18 protein-coding genes and 1 other RNA gene are annotated in these 17,537 nt (G+C 40.2%); 8 read left to right on the forward strand and 11 right to left on the reverse strand.

Features of this window, described 5'->3' with window-relative positions; all coding sequences use genetic code 11:
• The first annotated feature begins 6 nt into the window (after positions 1-6).
• The 3 genes from K8F54_RS03575 to K8F54_RS03585 are packed head-to-tail and all read left to right on the forward strand — an operon-like array spanning position 7 to position 2,007.
• Positions 7-669, forward strand: a complete 663-nt coding sequence (locus tag K8F54_RS03575; protein ID WP_290787111.1) for a hypothetical protein — start codon at positions 7-9, stop codon at positions 667-669.
• Positions 626-1,471: a DUF3822 family protein gene (locus K8F54_RS03580; RefSeq protein ID WP_290787114.1), complete on the forward strand. Its 846-nt coding sequence runs from the start codon at positions 626-628 to the stop codon at positions 1,469-1,471. The genes K8F54_RS03575 and K8F54_RS03580 overlap by 44 nt, the downstream gene beginning before the upstream one ends.
• Positions 1,471-2,007 carry an RsmD family RNA methyltransferase gene (locus K8F54_RS03585; RefSeq protein WP_290787117.1) on the forward strand — a complete coding sequence of 179 codons (537 nt, stop codon included), beginning with the start codon at positions 1,471-1,473 and terminating at the stop codon, positions 2,005-2,007. The genes K8F54_RS03580 and K8F54_RS03585 overlap by 1 nt, the downstream gene beginning before the upstream one ends.
• 383 nt (positions 2,008-2,390) lie before the next feature.
• Here K8F54_RS03585 and rnpB read toward each other — a convergent pair.
• Positions 2,391-2,708, reverse strand: an RNA gene (rnpB, locus tag K8F54_RS03590) — RNase P RNA component class A.
• A gap of 92 nt (positions 2,709-2,800) precedes the next feature.
• On the opposite strand from rnpB, the gene K8F54_RS03595 reads away from it, so the two are divergent.
• The 4 genes from K8F54_RS03595 to K8F54_RS03610 all read left to right on the forward strand — a co-directional run bounded on the left by K8F54_RS03595 (position 2,801) and on the right by K8F54_RS03610 (position 6,216).
• A complete protein-coding gene (locus K8F54_RS03595; protein ID WP_290787121.1) occupies positions 2,801-4,552 on the forward strand; it encodes a DNA polymerase III subunit gamma/tau in 1,752 nt (583 codons plus the stop codon).
• 65 nt (positions 4,553-4,617) lie between these two features.
• Positions 4,618-5,199: a tRNA-(ms[2]io[6]A)-hydroxylase gene (locus K8F54_RS03600; protein ID WP_290787124.1), complete on the forward strand. Its 582-nt coding sequence runs from the start codon at positions 4,618-4,620 to the stop codon at positions 5,197-5,199.
• A 158-nt stretch (positions 5,200-5,357) separates the two neighbouring features.
• A complete protein-coding gene (locus K8F54_RS03605; RefSeq protein WP_290787126.1) occupies positions 5,358-5,768 on the forward strand; it encodes a hypothetical protein in 411 nt (136 codons plus the stop codon).
• Between the two features lie 112 nt (positions 5,769-5,880).
• Positions 5,881-6,216 (forward strand): hypothetical protein, encoded by a 336-nt coding sequence (locus K8F54_RS03610; protein ID WP_290787129.1) that lies wholly within the window; start codon positions 5,881-5,883, stop codon positions 6,214-6,216.
• A gap of 53 nt (positions 6,217-6,269) precedes the next feature.
• On the opposite strand, the gene K8F54_RS03615 is transcribed toward K8F54_RS03610, so the two are convergent.
• From K8F54_RS03615 to rpsA, 9 genes are all read right to left on the reverse strand, one after another.
• Positions 6,270-7,181 (reverse strand): exopolyphosphatase, encoded by a 912-nt coding sequence (locus K8F54_RS03615; protein ID WP_290787132.1) that lies wholly within the window; start codon positions 7,179-7,181, stop codon positions 6,270-6,272.
• Position 7,182: 1 nt separating this feature from the next.
• Entirely contained in the window at positions 7,183-9,276 is a 2,094-nt protein-coding gene (ppk1, locus tag K8F54_RS03620) for a polyphosphate kinase 1 (protein WP_290787135.1), read from the reverse strand.
• A complete protein-coding gene (locus tag K8F54_RS03625) occupies positions 9,276-9,761 on the reverse strand; it encodes a histidine phosphatase family protein (protein WP_290787138.1) in 486 nt (161 codons plus the stop codon). Before K8F54_RS03625 ends, ppk1 begins: the two co-directional genes overlap by 1 nt.
• 106 nt (positions 9,762-9,867) lie before the next feature.
• Positions 9,868-10,512 carry a pyridoxamine 5'-phosphate oxidase gene (pdxH, locus tag K8F54_RS03630; RefSeq protein ID WP_290787141.1) on the reverse strand — a complete coding sequence of 215 codons (645 nt, stop codon included), beginning with the start codon at positions 10,510-10,512 and terminating at the stop codon, positions 9,868-9,870.
• 92 nt (positions 10,513-10,604) lie between these two features.
• The gene (locus tag K8F54_RS03635; protein ID WP_290787143.1) at positions 10,605-11,510 is read right to left on the reverse strand and encodes a ribonuclease Z; all 906 of its coding nucleotides are present in this window, start codon (positions 11,508-11,510) and stop codon (positions 10,605-10,607) included.
• Between the two features lie 43 nt (positions 11,511-11,553).
• Positions 11,554-11,889, reverse strand: coding sequence for a ribonuclease Z (locus K8F54_RS03640; protein ID WP_290787147.1), 336 nt, complete (start codon positions 11,887-11,889; stop codon positions 11,554-11,556).
• Entirely contained in the window at positions 11,879-12,817 is a 939-nt protein-coding gene (locus K8F54_RS03645) for an aspartate carbamoyltransferase catalytic subunit (protein ID WP_290787150.1), read from the reverse strand. Before K8F54_RS03645 ends, K8F54_RS03640 begins: the two co-directional genes overlap by 11 nt.
• 87 nt (positions 12,818-12,904) lie before the next feature.
• On the reverse strand, positions 12,905-13,444 hold the full coding sequence (gene pyrR / locus K8F54_RS03650; RefSeq protein ID WP_290787216.1) for a bifunctional pyr operon transcriptional regulator/uracil phosphoribosyltransferase PyrR: 540 nt from the start codon (positions 13,442-13,444) through the stop codon (positions 12,905-12,907).
• Positions 13,445-13,663: 219 nt separating this feature from the next.
• Positions 13,664-15,592, reverse strand: a complete 1,929-nt coding sequence (gene rpsA / locus K8F54_RS03655; RefSeq protein WP_290787153.1) for a 30S ribosomal protein S1 — start codon at positions 15,590-15,592, stop codon at positions 13,664-13,666.
• A gap of 276 nt (positions 15,593-15,868) precedes the next feature.
• On the opposite strand from rpsA, the gene K8F54_RS03660 reads away from it, so the two are divergent.
• A complete protein-coding gene (locus K8F54_RS03660; protein ID WP_290787156.1) occupies positions 15,869-16,441 on the forward strand; it encodes a TMEM175 family protein in 573 nt (190 codons plus the stop codon).
• A 49-nt stretch (positions 16,442-16,490) separates the two neighbouring features.
• On the opposite strand, the gene K8F54_RS03665 is transcribed toward K8F54_RS03660, so the two are convergent.
• Positions 16,491-17,387 carry a hypothetical protein gene (locus K8F54_RS03665; RefSeq protein ID WP_290787159.1) on the reverse strand — a complete coding sequence of 299 codons (897 nt, stop codon included), beginning with the start codon at positions 17,385-17,387 and terminating at the stop codon, positions 16,491-16,493.
• Between the last annotated feature and the right edge of the window lie 150 nt (positions 17,388-17,537).

A 17,537-nucleotide genomic window follows, 5' to 3' on the forward strand; every position in this document is an offset into this window, starting at 1 on the left:
AGAATAATGAAACTTGTAATACAGCTACTTCTTTGGATTGTTATCGCTTTTTTAGGATATCAATTATATAAATCGATTCAGGGACCCATTGAATTTAATAAGGTGAAACAGGCTCGTTATGCCAAAGTCATTAAAAATTTAAAAGATATAAGAGATGCCGAATTAGCATTTCAGGAGATTACCGGAAGTTTTACCGGCGATTTTGATAGTTTGGTTCAATTTATAGACACAGCACAATTTGCCATTGTTCAGAGAAGAGATACTAGTTTTGCTGATGTGGCAAAAAACAAGGCTTTCGGACTTAATGAAGGTTATTTTATTGAAAAAGTACTGTTAGACACCTTGGGCTTTACACCCGTAAAGGATTCGTTATTCCAAGGATCCGATCGCTATAAAACTATGATGAATATTCCGGTTAAAGGAGTTGACACAAAAATTCAATTAAAGGCAGGAAAACTTAAGAAGAACGATGCCACCTATTCTGTTTTTGAAGCCAGTATTTCCAAAGACATAATATTGTCCGATCAAGATAAGGATCTTTTGGCTCAGGAAAAGCAGGTAGTTTCGGTGGATGGTGTAAACGGACCTACTATTAAGGTAGGGTCGATGAACGAAGTAAACACAAGTGGTAACTGGCCAAAAATTTACGACACTGCAAAAGACCAATAACATAGCTACACAAACAAATAAAAGACTGTCCGTTCAAGTTTCATTGACCGGGCTTTCTTTTTTGGTATCGTCTCTAGATGCCAAAGAGGTATCTTTTTTTTCTGAAAAAAAATTCGATAGTGCCCGTACTCCTGAAGAAGTGCTACTTCAATTGGAAGAGGAAATTACGACGCAAACAGTACTTCAGGAAGACTTTGAGCAGGTTTCGGTTATCTATGCCACCGATGTCTATAGTTTGGCGCCTTCCTCCCTATTCGATGAAACCAAGGCAAGTGATTACTTAAAATTTAATTCGAAGATCCTTGCCAACGACTTTATTACACACGATACCATTGAAAATTACGAAATGGTCGTTGTCTATGTCCCTTTCGTAAATATAAATAACTATCTGTTTGATCGTTACGGAAGTTTTCAATACTATCATGCCACTACCATATTACTGAAATCACTTCTTGATGCGGAAAAGCACAGCAGTGGTGCTAAGGTATTTGTCCATGTGCTGGATAGTACATTCGACCTGATCGTACTTCAAGACGGCAGGCTACAGCTCTGCAATACCTATACTTACAAGACACCGGAGGACTTTTTATACTATATTTTGTTCTGTATGGAACAGTTGAAGTTAAACCCCGATACGATCGAAACCTGTGTGTGCGGTGCTATTACCGAAAAGGATGCCAATTTTGAAATCCTATATCAGTACATTCGTAATATATCGTTCGTCCAGCCAACAGGGAATTTTAATTCTGCTACCATGAATGATGCAGCGCATCAACATTTTTTACTGAAGAATCACTTATAGTGCGAATTATTTCAGGAACATATAAGGGAAGAAGAATCACAGCTCCAAAAAATTTGCCGGTTCGCCCCACTACCGATCTGGCCAAGGAATCCCTTTTCAATATTCTTAACAATCGCATTGATTTTGACGAGGTAAACGTGCTGGATCTTTTCGCCGGTACCGGTAATATTAGTTTCGAATTCGCTTCGCGTGGGGTACCGGACATCATTTCGGTGGATGCCCATTTTGGTTGCGTAAAATTTATTCAGAAGATAGCTGAAGAATTTACATTTCCCATTAGCGCGATCAAGGCCGATGTATACAAATACCTCGAAAAGGCAAAAGGTGCATACGACATCATTTTTGCAGATCCTCCATACGATTTTCAGCCTGAAAAGTTTGTAGAAATAGTTGATAACATACTGAATAACAAGTTGCTAAATACCGAAGGAATACTTATTATTGAACATTCGAAACACACCGACTTGTCCTCGCATACTAATTTTTCGGAAGCAAGGAAATACGGAGGATCTGTTTTTAGTTTTTTTGAAGCCTAATTCATGAGACCATTTATTGTTAAAAAAATCGATCTTGATTTTACGTGTATTGAGATACACGAACATTATTTGGTTTCACAGATTAAGGAAGGTCTGGTATTCGAGCAACGTCACCTCGATAAATTTTACGAGATTTTTGAAACCTATTATTCGGGAATACCCTTTGTCTCGATTGCCGATCGTAAATACGATTACACCATCAACCCAAACTTGTTGCGTGATTCGCGATTCCCAAATTTATTAGGAATTGGTGTGGTTTGTTACTCTGAAGCTTCCTATCAAACAGCCCTATTCGAGAAAACATTTTTTAAAGGCCCCTTTCAACCTTTTTATTCCATGGAAACATGTATTGCCTGGGCGAAAGAGCTTGTTGAAGCATATAAAAAGAAAGCAGACCTATAAGCCGGATTCTGTATCGCGCCGAAACGCAATCCTTATCATTTATCTGGACGTATGGTTACCCATACGCTCTATCTGTCCACCCTCCTGCATCGGGCGGGTACCCTCAAGCACAGGTTTACGTGACATTTCACCGCATAGAGTTTACCTGGTTTCACTACAGCATTACCTGTACATTCTTTCTGTTGCACTTGTCCGATTCGCTTGTGGCGAACGACGGCCGTTAGCCGCTATGCTTCCCTATGGTGTCCGGACTTTCCTACCCCAAACCGAAGTTTAGGATCGATAAGGCGGTCTGCTTTTGCAAAAGTACGCCAATGTTAATAAATACCGTAAAATAGGACGGGCTATTTTTTAAAAACTAAGCATACCTTTCTATATTTGTTTTTCTACTATGGAGCATTTTATTGTATCGGCTAGAAAGTACAGACCCACCGTTTTTAAAGACGTTGTTGGGCAACAAGCAATTACCAATACCCTCGAAAATGCCATAGAGAACAACCATCTGGCCCAGGCATTGTTGTTCACCGGACCTCGGGGTGTTGGCAAAACGACCTGTGCCCGAATTCTGGCCAAAAAAATTAATCAGGACGGCACCGAAAAGGTTGATGAAGATTTTGCCTTTAATATATTCGAATTGGATGCAGCTTCAAACAATTCGGTGGATGATATCCGAAACCTAATCGATCAAGTTCGTATTCCACCACAGGTGGGCATGTACAAGGTGTATATCATTGACGAGGTGCATATGCTGTCGTCTGCCGCTTTTAATGCCTTTCTGAAAACCTTGGAAGAACCTCCCAAGCATGCTATTTTTATTTTGGCAACTACCGAAAAGCACAAGATCATCCCTACCATTCTTTCCCGCTGTCAGATATTCGATTTTAAGCGAATAACGGTTAATGATATTAAGGGACATTTGATTGAAGTGGCAAAATTGGAAAACATAGACGCCGAAGACGATGCCTTGCACATCATCGCTCAAAAAGCAGATGGCGCCTTACGGGATGCCTTATCTATCTTTGACCGTGTGGTTAGTTTCTCAGGAAAAAATTTGACAAGACAGGCCGTCACCGAAAACTTAAATGTACTGGATTATACCTATTATTTTTCCATTACCGATCTCTTGTTGGCCAATGACATCCCAAAGGTGCTAGTGGCGTATAATGATATTTTAGCGCAGGGCTTTGAGGGGCACCATTTCGTAACCGGATTGGCCTCACACTTTAGAGATTTGCTGGTGTGTCAGAATCAGGAGACCATTGCGCTTTTAGAAGTTGGAGAGCAGGTGAAGACCCTATATTTTGAGCAGGCCAAAAACACCTCACACGAATTTTTGATAGAAGCCATAGCCATTGCCAATAGCTGTGATCTAAAGTATAAGACCAGTCATAATCAACGGTTGTTGGTCGAATTGTGTTTATTGCAGTTAGCTTCTCTTACGGCCAAGGGTGAAAAAAAAAACGGTAGTCGCTTCGTAATACCTCCCTCCTATTTTAAAGCTGAAAGTATTGCTTCGGAAAAGGCAGTAACGGCTAAAGAAATTCCTTCCGAAGCAGCTGTAGTTATTGACGTGGTTTCAGAACCAATCCCTTCAGAAATAAATACTTCAGAAGATACAGCCCCCGAAGAACCTATCAAGGAACGCGTTATTGACAGGCCTCAAATTCTGGCCGAGCGAAATGCAAAAAAGGTGTCTGCTCTTTCGCTGAAAAGTATTCAAAAAAAGCAAGAGTTGAAAAAAGAACTGGTTGCCAATCAGCCGGATGAAGCCAATCTTCCAACCGAAGAATTTGATGAACCACAAATGATCTCTGCCTGGAAGGAATATACCGATCAGGTGGAGCAAGATGGAAAATATAATCTCTTATCGCATTTAACGATGGGGGTGCCTAAGTTGGATGGCTTCCTAATTCATTTGGAATTTCCCAATGAGACCATCAAGGTCGAAGTAGAACGGGCCAAATATGAGCTGTTAGGGTTTCTTAGGGAAAAATTAAGGAACTACAACGTGGATATATCCATCGAGGTGAATGAAACCATCGAAAAACGGTATGCCTATACACCAAGGGAAAAGTTTGAAAAGCTCAAGGAGAAGAACCCCATGATCGAAAAGTTGAGAAAGGAATTCGACCTGGATATTTAATTGAAACGGTGTATCGATGAAATGTGGGACACCCAAAATATGCATAAACACCTAAACATAAAATAATGTTAGGCCTTAAACTTCCTACCGACCCGCGATGGGTACACATTGTCGAGATGAATGTAGAGGAAATCTTGACAGATCATGCCTATTGTGAACAAAAGGCTGCCTCAACAGCTATATCGCTGATTGTTTCCTTCCCCGAATATACAGAGTTGGTGCAGGAAATGGTAGCATTGGTAAAAGAGGAGATCAGTCATTTTAAAATGGTGCACGACAAAATCCTGGAACGTGGTTGGGTCATGGGTCGCGATCGCAAAGATGATTACGTCCTTCAAATTGTAAAATTCTTTCCGAAAGGCGGCAGTCGTACCACACAATTGGTACACCGTCTGCTATATGCCGCTCTCATTGAGGCTAGAAGTTGTGAGCGCTTCCGACTGCTAAGCGAAGCTTTGGAAGATAAGGAGTTAGCCGATTTTTATCGCAAATTAATGGTGAGTGAGGCCAACCATTATACCATGTTCCTGGGATTCGCAAGAAAGTATGGAGAACGTGCGGAGGTTGATAAGAAATGGAACGACCTACTTGTTTTTGAAGCTCAGGTCATGAAAGATCTCGGCACGAAAGAGACGATTCACGGTTAACTATATTTTCCACTTCAATCAATTGAACGTTTAGTCTATAACTAATCAGTGCCTGCTTTTTCCTATCTTTATTAAATATCGTCTAGCATCCTGCTTGAATTAATCATTTTTCATATACAGGTGCAAGTGTCGAATTATTACTGAAAGGGACACAGCGAATGAAATGGAAGGCGCATCATTTGAAATGGAGTCTTATAGGCATGCTAATCCTATTATTAGTTGTTTATGAGAATGACTCGTACGAAATAAGAACACGAGAAGTTACGGCAAAGGCGTATAATTCATTGGCCTCTCAGACAGACAATGAGGGTCCAAATATAGCGGCCTGGGGAGATCGGTTGGAACCCGGCATGAAATGCATAGCCGTTTCAAGAGATTTAATTCCGTTGGGGTTAGATCACAAGACAGCCGTTACTATCGAAGGACTTCCCGGTGTCTATATAGTTTTGGATAAAATGAACAGACGTCATAAAAACAGCATCGATATCTATATGGGAAATGATAAAAAGGCTGCGGTCCTTTGGGGAAAGAAAAGAGTGAATATCTCCTGGAAGGTACCAAAACACTGATGTGTTAAAACTATCTTATAAGGACTGAGTTCAGTGCGTTGCAGTCGATGTTAATTAATCCTTTTCATATATAATTCCTTTTGCTAACTTTAAAACTTCAAAACAACTACAAATGTCTAACACAAAACCCAATTGGAGCAAAGAAGATCTAAAAATATATATTCTGATCTATTGCGCAAAAGCCGATTTTAATGAGTCGAATATTGAAGTAGATTTTATCAAATCAAAATTGCAAAATAGCGATTATGACAAGCTTCATGCCGAATTTGAAGCCGATAACGATTATCAAAGTATTCAGAAAATACAAGCTGCACTAAAAAAACACGGCTATTCTGAAAAGGAACTAAATAGCTTCTTTACGGAAATAAAGGAGCTTTTTCTTAGCGATGGAAAATACGATGTGTTGGAACAAAATTTATTGTTGGGACTGAAGCGTATTTTAAAGTAGTGGGCATAGTTGTAAGGATAGCAGTGTAAAAATAAAACACTGAATGCCAATGACTATTTAACTTCCAGCTCCCTCGCCATCTTCTCGTTGTATAAACTTTTTATAATTCCGTCTGACAGTCCAATTTTGGGAACAAAAATACTCTTAGCTCCCGCCCATTTCATAGACGAAAGATAGATACGGGTAGCCGGTACAATTACATCGGCTCGATCTGGGTTCATATCCATTTCAACAATTCGTTCTTCAAGGGTATAGGAACGAATTAGGTCGTAAAAAGAAGCCAAATAGAAATAGCTCAATGGTTTTCCGATTTTCTTCCCACTGTTCTTGTAGATACTGTTAATATTCCCTCCAGACCCTATGACATCGATCTTCTTGTACTGCTTAGTTTCAGCTTTGATCCATTCTTCCATCTGTTGCCACATAGTATCTTCCACCATATCATTTAGCAAACGTACGGTTCCCAATTTGAAGGACTTAGAGGTAATGGTGTGTCCATCGGCAAAAATGGTGAATTCGGTACTCCCCCCACCTACATCAACATACAAGAACACGCGGTCATTCTGTATCAACGATTTAAGGTCGGTTGAAGCAATAATCGCTGCTTCGTCCTTTCCATCGATGATATTGATAAAAATTTCGGCTTCTTTATAAATGATATCGGCAATGAGCTGCCCGTTAGCAGCTTCCCGCATGGCCGAAGTAGCACAGGCCTTATAGCGCTTTACGTTATGCGTTTGCATTAAGAGACGAAAGGCGTTCATGGCGTCGATCATGCGCTGGGCATTCGTATCGGATATTTTACCTTCGAGGAACACATCGGCACCAAGTCGGATAGGGACTCGGACCAGAGATGTCTTCTTAAAAAGGGTTTGTTTCCCTTCCTGTTCAACAACCGTAGCCACCAACAGACGAATCGCGTTGGAACCTATATCAATTGCACCGTATTTCTCTAAGTGTAACAAATTACGCCTTTAGTTTTTCTTTATAATATTCGTATAACCGAAACTGTGATCTAACACTTCCATTTTTCGGTTTGCGATACGCATTGTCTTGTTTTTCAGAAATGACCCTAGCCTTTACATTGTCGCTCCAACATATTTCAAAGGTTTCTATTAGTTCGTTTTTCAATGCCTCGTCATAAATAGGACAGGTAATTTCTACCCGGTTGTCTAAATTGCGTCCCATAATATCTGCCGATGAAATATAAGCTTTAGGGCTTCCACCATTTTCAAAGATGAAGAGTCTGGGGTGTTCTAAAAATTTATCGACGATACTTATAACTTCAATATGCTCGCTCATCCCTCTTATACCGGGAATCAAGCAACAAATACCTCGAACGATAAGTTGGATTTTAACGCCTTCCCTGCTCGCAGTATACAATTTATCAATGACCTTAAAGTCGGACAAACTGTTTAGTTTTAACCGAATTCCACTGGGCAACCCCTTTTTCTTGTTTAAAATTTCGGTTTCAATCAAGGCATAGATTGCATTTCGTGTATAATGAGGAGAAACAATTAAATGCCGGTATTTTTTAATCTTATAATTCACCTCAAAAAAATCGAATACCCGGTAAATCTCCTTACATATTTTTGGGTTGGAGGTGAACAGCGTGAAATCTGTATAGATTCGCGCCGTCGATTCGTTGAAGTTTCCTGTACTAATGAATCCGTACCGTACTGTTTTTTGTTTTTCAATACGTTCTATCACGCAGGCCTTACAATGCACCTTTAATCCTTTAACTCCGAAAATTAAATGTACTCCTTCACTCTGCATTTGTTCGGCGTACCAAATGTTAGCCGCCTCATCAAATCGCGCTTGCAATTCGATTTGCACTGTGACCTCTTTTCCGTTCTTTGCCGCATTGATCAGCGAACTAGCGATATGCGATACTTCGGCAAGGCGATAGATAGTAATTTTAATTGATCGAACATTTGGATCTAAGGCGGCTTCTCGTAAAAATTTTACCACGTACGAAAAGGTTTGGTAGGGTGCGTGCAGCAAATAATCCTTCTGCGAGACTTTTTCAAACAAACTACCTTTTAATTCCAATCCGGGTATTTGCAATGGTTCAATTGCTTCATATAAGAGGTCTGTTTTTCCCAAACTTGGGAAGCCCATATAATCGCGACGGTTGTGATATCTACCTCCCGGAATAATGCTATCGGTAGAATCTATCACCATTTTTTCCTTCAGAAATCTTAGTGTTTCCGGATCGATACTCTTGTCGTAAACAAAACGCACCGGATCACCCGAACTGCGTTCCTTCACACTTTTAGATATCTTATCGATAAAACTCCTACTCAGATCACTATCAATATCTAACTCGGCATCCCGCGTTATTTTGATCATGTGTGCTGTTATACTGTCGTATTTAAAAATGCTGAAGATATTTTGGAGAGAATAGCGAATTAAATCATCGAGTATAATTATGTATTGTTTTTCCCCTGTCGAAGGCAATACTACAAAACGATCTATGGATCTCGGGATTTCAATAAGTGCATAGTTGTTTTTCGATTCAAAGGTTTCGTCTTCCTTAGACATGACCATTTTTACCACGAGATAGGCAGCACTATCCTTTAACTCCGGAAATTGAGCCACCTCACCAATCATAATGGTAACTAAGGCCGGACTTACCTTCCGAATAAAATAATCTGAAATAAATTTTCCTTGCTCGGGTGTCACTTCAGTTTCATCGACAATAAAAATATTCTCCTGCCGAAGTTCCTTTTCTATGGCGCTTAAAATGCGAAGGCTCGTAGCCTGTTGTTCAATTACGGTTTGTGTTATTTGCTCCAACAGTTCTTTTGCCGAAATACCCCCAAGTTCACTTTTCCCTCCTTTTCCGGCTTCTACAATACGTTTGATAGTAGCATAGCGCACTTTAAAAAATTCATCCAAATTATTGGAGAATATTCCCAAAAACCGAAGCCGTTCTATCAAAGGAACCGTTTTATCTGCCGCCTCCTGAAGTACTCTTGCGTTGAACTGCAACCAACTCAGCTCCCGATTAAAATATCGGTTCTCTGTTTTAACTATTTTCTGGGTTTGTACGGTCATTATTTTAGATCTCTAGGAAACAATGTTTTTAAGGTAGTTCCGGTGCTAATTTTACTCCAGGAATCCTCATTAAATTGAATCATCACAAATCCACTGGTTGGAACGTTTTCAATATACTTGTTTCCCAACATATTTGCAACCGATGTAAACGCATGATTATGTCCAACGATCATCACCGTATCATAGGCATTATCCAAGTTCTTGATAATATTCATTACTTGCTGCCCGCTAAAATCGTACAAACTATGGTTGGTAGTGAAGTTTGAATCGGTTACCGAAAAGGCCTCTTTAAAATAAGTCGCCGTTGTAAATGCTCTTACTGCATCACTGGTAATAATGCGCTGTGGAGGTGGGATTTTATCTTTAAGTGCTTCCGAAACTAATACAGCATCTCGCTTTCCCCTGCCTTTGAGGGGACGTTTGTGATCTATCACATCGTGTTTCCATGACGATTTCGCATGGCGAACCATATAAAGTGTTTTCATAAATCTTATTTAGGAAGCTCGAATAAGCACACCCGATATTCCATTTTAAATTATTGTATCAAATAGCAATCTAAACTCCTCGTCTTCACACGCCCAATACCTTCGCTTAGGGTTGTAGTCTTTTAATTTTCCAATCTATTCCTTCCAAGGTATATTGAATTCGATCGTGCAATCTATTGGGTCTTCCCTGCCAGAATTCGATTACTTGGGGTTGTACCACGTATCCGCCCCAATCTTTTGGTTTTGGGACCTCTTTGAACTCGTATTCTTTTTCTAAAGCAGCCAATTGAGCTTCCATAACCTCCCTACTTTCAATTTCCTCACTTTGGTGAGATAGCAAGGCTCCTAACTGACTCCCAATTGGTCGGGAATGGAAATAATTAATTGCATCTGCCTCGGAGGTTTTTTCAGCAATGCCTTTTATAATAACTTGACGTTCCATATCGGGCCAGAAAAACGACAGGCATACCTTGTTGTGGGCAGCAATCGATTTTCCCTTTTCACTGTTATAATTGGTGTAGAAATAAAATCCGTTTTCGTCGTACTTCTTGAGTAAGACTACACGTCCACGTGGAAAACCGTCAGTTCCCAAGGTTGTTAGTGTCATCGCGTTGACCTCATCAACGCCACCGGTTAATTCGGTTTCGTAATACCAGGTTCTGAATTGCTGCAGGGGATTTGGATCTACAGAATGCTCTGACAGCTCTCCCTTTTCGTAAGATTTTCGTTGTTTATGCAGGTTGTCCTTCATGCGCTAACTTTACTGCAAGTTACGAGTTTTAACAATTATTCTGAAAAGGAATTGTAGTTAAGTTTGGGTTAAAAAAAATAGCGAAAACATGGCTAAAATTCAAACACCTTCCCATCCTCCGCCAGTTCCACTGCTTCAAAAACTTGTTTTGCCTCATTTCGAAACAATTCGAGATCGTCATAGCGCCCCGAGTAATGCCCCAAAATCAAGGTCGTAACCTCAGCCTTCTTAGCGATCGTAGCAGCTCCCCTGGCTGTACTGTGCTTGGTGGGTTCACAAAGATGCTGGTGCGTTTCCAAAAAGGTGGCTTCGTGATACAAGGTAGTCACTTCTTTAATTTGCGGAATAATATTGGGGTAATAGGCCGTATCGCTACAAAAGGCATAGGATTTTGACGGATCAGGATCTAGCGTAATGTCCTTGTTTGCTATGGTTTTTCCGTCCTTATTCACCACATCAAATCCTTGTTTTAGCTTGTTGTAGTAACTAAGGTCCACGTTGGCTTTACGGGCAGCATCAATATTTAGTTTGCGTTCGCCCGGTTTTTCGCGGAAAAGAAAGCCATTCGTATATACCCGGTGGTCTAACGGTATCGTTGTTATAGTAAGTTTGTCGTCTTCAAAAAGTAGTTGTGGAGAATCACTGTCCAGTTCGTGAAAATACAAGGGATAGTTGGTCCATGATTTCCCTAATTTAAGCTGAAGCGTAATCGCTTCCTTGATCCCCTTCGGACCGTAGATATTGAGTTCAGCCTCTCTACCAAGCAATCGGAAGGTAGAAATAAGCCCTATCAATCCAAAAAAGTGATCGCCGTGTAGGTGTGAGATGAAAACATGCCGTATGCGGGAAAATTTTATCTTAAAACGTCGTAATTGCACCTGAGTCCCTTCACCACAATCTATCAAAAAGAGATGACCCTTCGTTTCCAATACCTGTGCCGTTGGATTGTGATGTGCACGTGGTGTGGCCGAATGACAGCCAAGAATGGTGAGTTTCATTAGAATTACGATTTAAAAAATGCCTGCGCAGCCTGTCTTTTGACTAGGATCCAAGATCCCGCTCTATTTCCTCCATTTCGATGATGTCTGCAGCCTCCTGAAGGGTAGGCACTACAACCATCTCGAAGGGAACATCGTCCGGGTCAATTGCATTGTTTACTATTACAAAGGAGTGTTTCGTTTTTCTGTGCAGGTTGGAAACTTTAAGAAACAACAGTAATTGATCCAATTCTAAAGCATCGAATGCTCCTAGATCTATGACAACGTTTTGTCGTTTGAATTTATTGGCAATCTGAAAGGTTATAAAGGAGGCAAACTCTTTTAAATTTCCTTTATCATCGGTTAAAATCACAAATTTATCTCTATTCTCAATCTTCATGATGTTGAATTTTTGATGCCAAAAGATAAATGACCGCCATCCTAATAGCTACACCATTTTGGACTTGATCCAAAATGATCGCCTGTTTGCTATCGGCTACGTCACTCGTAATTTCCACGCCTCGATTAATAGGACCCGGGTGCATCACTACGATCTCTTTTTTCAACGCATCGAGCAATGCTTTATTTACTCCAAATTGTTGTGTATACTCTCGTGTCGTCGGAAAATAACTAATTTCCATACGCTCGTTCTGAACGCGTAACATATTTGCTACATCACACCATTCCAAGGCCTTGCGAAGGTTTCCTTCAATCTCCACTCCTAATTTTTCTATATATTTAGGTATAAGCGTTTTAGGACCGCATACCTTAACTTTTGCTCCAAGCTTTTGAAGTGCAAATATATTGGATAAAGCCACCCTAGAATGTAGGATATCCCCAACTATTACTACATTTTTACCGGCGACATCACCTAGTTTTTCTCTAATGGAATAACAATCCAGCAAGGCCTGTGTAGGATGCTCATGTGCTCCGTCACCCGCATTGATTATGCTTGCATTTACGTGTTTTGCGAGAAATACGCCCGCACCCGGATTGGGATGGCGCATAACAACCATATCTACCTTCATAGACAGGATGTTATTTACCGTATCTATGAGCGTTTCTCCTTTTTTTACGGAAGAGGAAGAAGCCGAAAAGTTGATCACATCGGCCGAAAGTCTTTTTTCTGCCAATTCGAAGGACAATCGTGTACGGGTACTGTTTTCGAAAAAGAGGTTGGCTATCGTAATATCTCGGAGGGAAGGAACTTTTTTAATGGGTCGGTTAATCACTTCCTTGAAATGATCTGCCGTTTCGAAGATCAATTGAATGTCGGCTTCGGTGATGTATTTAATTCCCAGTAAGTGGTTTACACTTAGTTCACTCATCTTAGTTTGCTCTTTTATTCCATCCTTCGATTTCGCTCAGGGTTCGGTTGTTACATTAAACGGTCGCAGAGCAGAGCCGAAGCGACCTTAATTCTTTATCAGATAAACGGCATCTTCCCCATCATTTTCCTTCCAACATACCTTTACTTTCTCATTATTGATCGCATCTACCTGTCTTCCTCGGTAATCGGGCTGAATGGGCAGATGTCTGCTGAACCGGCGGTCAATCAAGGTCAGCAACTCTATTTCTAAAGGTCTTCCGAAGGATTGAATAGCGGTTAATGCCGATCGAATACTGCGCCCGGTAAAGAGCACATCGTCAATAAAAACGACTTTCTTGTCTTCTACAATAAAATTTATCTTGGTTTTATTGGCTTCCAGCGGTTTATCGCTTCTTCTGAAGTCATCTCGATAAAAGGTGATGTCTAAATAGCCCAAAGGCACATTTTTAATCTTATAATCGGTTTCAAGCATGCTCTTGAGACGTTCGGCCAAATAAACACCTCTTGGCTGAATGCCAATGAGAACGGTATTGTGAAAGGAGTCGTGATTTTCTATTAATTGACAAGCCAAACGATGAAGTGCGATGTGTACTTCGGTTGCGTTTAATAACACTTTTTGGCTCATAGGTAGTTCTGAAATATATTCAGGGTACAAAAATAGCACTTTTTTTAAGAAGTACTTTCTTTTTTTGCATTAGGGATTGAGGCGAGCTATCGTGTAGCGCCGAAAGCCCGACCAGCCAAAGCTTTGCTGCGGGTTGGGAATGCCCAAATAAAAAAGCCCCTCATTGCTGAGAGGCTTTTCAAAATATAGGATTATATCCTTGTTTTCACAGGGATTGCTTTATTTCTTCTTTCCGTCCATTTTGTCTTTCAACTCCTGAAGTTTAGAATTCGCATCTCCTAAGGTTGGCTTGGCCTCTTCCGCTTGAGCCGCTTGCTTTTTAGCTGCCTGCTTCACGATTTTCGCCTCTTCTTCCTTATGAATTGCCATGTGTGAAGCTACCACTTTCTTGAATTCTTTGTTGAATTCAATAATTTGGAATTCCGCTTCTTCACCTTTCTTCAAGTTGTTTCCGTCTTCTTTTTCCAAGTGACGTGTTGGAACAAACGCACTGATATCCTCGTTAAAGTTTATCACAGCACCTTTATCCACCATCTCGTCGATCGCTGCTGTATGTTTAGAGCCTACTGCAAACTCAGCTTCGTACTTATCCCAAGGATTTTCGGTAGTTTGTTTGTGTCCTAAACTTAACTTACGGCCTTCAACGTCCAATTCTAACACAACCACTTCAAGGGTATCACTGATATTAGTGAATTCACTTGGATGCTTGATTTTCTTGGTCCAAGAAAGATCACTGATGTATATAAGTCCGTCGATTCCCTCTTCCAATTCCACGAACACACCAAAGTTGGTAAAGTTGCGTACAATTCCTTTATGGGTTGAACCTACAGGGTATTTCTTAGTAATATCGGTCCATGGATCCTGTGACAATTGCTTAATTCCCAATGACATTTTACGATCTTCGCGATCTAGTGTCAAAATTTGAGCTTCGATTTCGTCACCAACGTTTACGAAATCCTGTGCGCTACGCAAATGCGTAGACCATGACATTTCACTCACGTGGATCAATCCTTCAACGCCTTCGGCCACTTCGATAAACGCACCGTAATCTGCGATTACAACTACCTTACCTTTTACTTTGTCACCCACTTTAAGTTCATCGCCAAGGGCATCCCAAGGATGGGCGTTCAATTGCTTAAGACCTAATTGGATACGTGTTTTGTCCTCATCAAAATCAAGGATTACCACGTTTAATTTCTGATCTAGTTCAACGATCTCGTTAGGGTGGTTAATACGAGACCAAGAAAGGTCTGTAATATGTACCAATCCATCAACACCTCCAAGGTCAACAAATACTCCGTAAGAAGTGATGTTTTTCACCACACCTTCTAATACTTGACCTTTTTCTAACTGACCAATAATTTCTTTTTTCTGTTCTTCGATATCCGCTTCGATCAAGGCTTTGTGCGAAACAACAACGTTTTTGAATTCGTGGTTGATTTTCACCACTTTGAATTCCATTGTTTTTCCGACATAGATATCGTAATCGCGGATAGGTTTCACATCTATTTGTGATCCGGGTAAGAAGGCTTCAATACCAAACACATCTACGATCATACCACCTTTTGTACGGCATTTTACAAAACCGTTCACGATAGTACCTTCGTCGTGTGCTGCATTTACGCGATCCCACGCTTTAATGGTTCTTGCTTTACGGTGAGAGAGAATCAATTGTCCTGTACTGTCTTCACGTACGTCAATCAACACTTCTACCTTGTCCCCAACCTTTAGGTCTGGGTTGTAGCGAAATTCGTTAAGTGATACAACACCTTCCGACTTTGCGTTGATGTCGATAATGGCATCACGGTCTGAGATGTATACTACTTCACCTTCTACTACTTCATCATCTAAGGTGTCAACGAAATTTGCAGCTACTAATTTTTCGAATTCTTCCAGCTTACCATCGTCGATAGGGTCGATACCTTCTTCGTAGTTATGCCAGTTAAAATCTTTTAGGAATTTTTCAGGATTACTCTCTTTAAGAGATACTTCCTTGGGAGCTTTTGCAGTTTCCTCCACTTCGGCAGTAGTTGCTTCAACAGTTTCTACTACTTCTTTTTTTGCTTTGGCAGGTTTTTTTGCCGCTGCTTTTCTTGGTTTGGCAGTTTTCTTTTCTTCTACCGCTGTTTCTTTTGCTTTATCAGCCATTCGTTAAAATTTGATTTCTTCGGAATGAATTCCTCTAAAATCAAGGGTTTGTATTCTGTGTTCCGACTGAAATTTACTGCGATGCGCCCACAGAAGGGTTATGATTGTTTTGTTTTTAGTTCCTTTTAATTCAGTCTTATCGCTAAAAGGGCTGCAAAAATAGTGTTTTTGTTTTGATTATCAAAGGGTTTTATTGAAGATCGTTGGATTTTTAGAGGATTGGATTAATTAGAAAACCATTTCATACATTTATGCTGAACTAATGAAACCAGAAATATGACTACCAACCGACTAGAGGCATTTAGTGATGGTGTTCTCGCCATCATTATTACCATTATGGTATTGGAACTAAAGGCTCCCCACGATGTAACATTGGAGGCTCTTATGCCTGAGCTTCCAAAATTTGCAAGCTATCTGTTCAGTTTTATTTATATAGGAATTTACTGGAACAATCACCACCATCTGTTTCAAGTTGCGCAAAAAGTAAGCGGAAGCATCTTGTGGGCCAATCTGCACTTGCTATTTTGGCTATCCCTTATTCCTTTTACAACTTCTTGGCTAGGCGAAAACCATATAGCCGATGTTCCGGTCGCCCTATACGGGCTTAATCTTTTAATGAGTGCGATAGCCTATTTTATTTTGCAATCTGTCATATTAAAATTTCACGGAGCGGACTTTGTACTGCGGAAGGCGGTAGGCAAAGACTTGAAAGGGAAACTTTCAATCGTTTTATATATAGTAGGCCTTTCACTTTCATTTGTGAATACATGGATTGCTATTTCAATGTATATTTTGGTAGCAATTATGTGGTTGATACCCGATAGACGAATTGAGGCAAATATTGATTAAACAAAAAAACAGCCGCTTGGGCTGTTTTTATTGTACTTCATTTAAAGGATTAATCTAGATAGATTCCTCCCACTCTGGTCATAGTTGCATCGGAACTGATCCATACAAAATCTCCCGAAGCAACAGTTTCGCAGCGCATCCAGCTCATATAGGTGTCGGTTGAGGCGTCATATCCAAGATTCCATTTGGCTATTCCAGTGCCGAATTCCGTATTTTGATAATCACAAACCACAAAATCTTCTAAACCATTTGAGCCAATAGTAGGAATATATGCCGGCAAGCCTAGGCAAGTATCCGCATTAAAACTTTCAAAAATTAGATCGGTATATACATTTCCATCGTACGTAATCATTAGTGAAGTTATTGCTTCACCACCATCTCCATTAGGATTTTGGATGCTACCATCGGAAATTAGATTCCAAGTTCCGCTAAACGCCGGGTTTCCCGATTCTGAAAACGTAGCCGTTACGGCATTTGCTAAACTATTGCTTCTGCTTTTTAAGACACTTCCAAAATATGACTCATTGTAAAGCTCCACATCCGTGAGGATTGGGTTGTTAAAATCACTTATATTCAAAACAAAGTGGCCAATAGCACCTTCAAACTCATATACCTCAGTAGTTGCCGCTATTGCCTGAAACTGCGGTTTAAGTCCAAATGAAATGATCGCACCGCCAACCAGGTCAATTGTGGCATTATATTGACCATTATTATTAACGTTTATCCAAATTTTCCCTCTAGACAAACTAGTAGCAGATGCAACAACACCATGGTACATACCAAATTTAGATTCATCATAGGTTCTATTCGGAAACTGATCGATGGCTGCAATATCTTTGGCCGCATTAAAATTTAGATTTTCATCGGAAGTTTCTTGATCTTGACTACAGGAGAATACAAACAGTGAAAGCACAGCTAGTGCTAGCGTAAATTGTAATTGTTTCATAAGTAGGAATTTAGGGGCTAATAGAAGGCAAATAAACAACAAAATTCGATTATCTGCAACTTTTTTAGCTCATTGGAATTTATTTGTAGGAAATTACGTAAATAATTATCGTTGAGATACTTAGTGGTATGGCAATAATTTTAGTTTAAA

The organism is Altibacter sp., assembly GCF_019913785.1.
Classification (GTDB): domain Bacteria; phylum Bacteroidota; class Bacteroidia; order Flavobacteriales; family Flavobacteriaceae; genus Altibacter.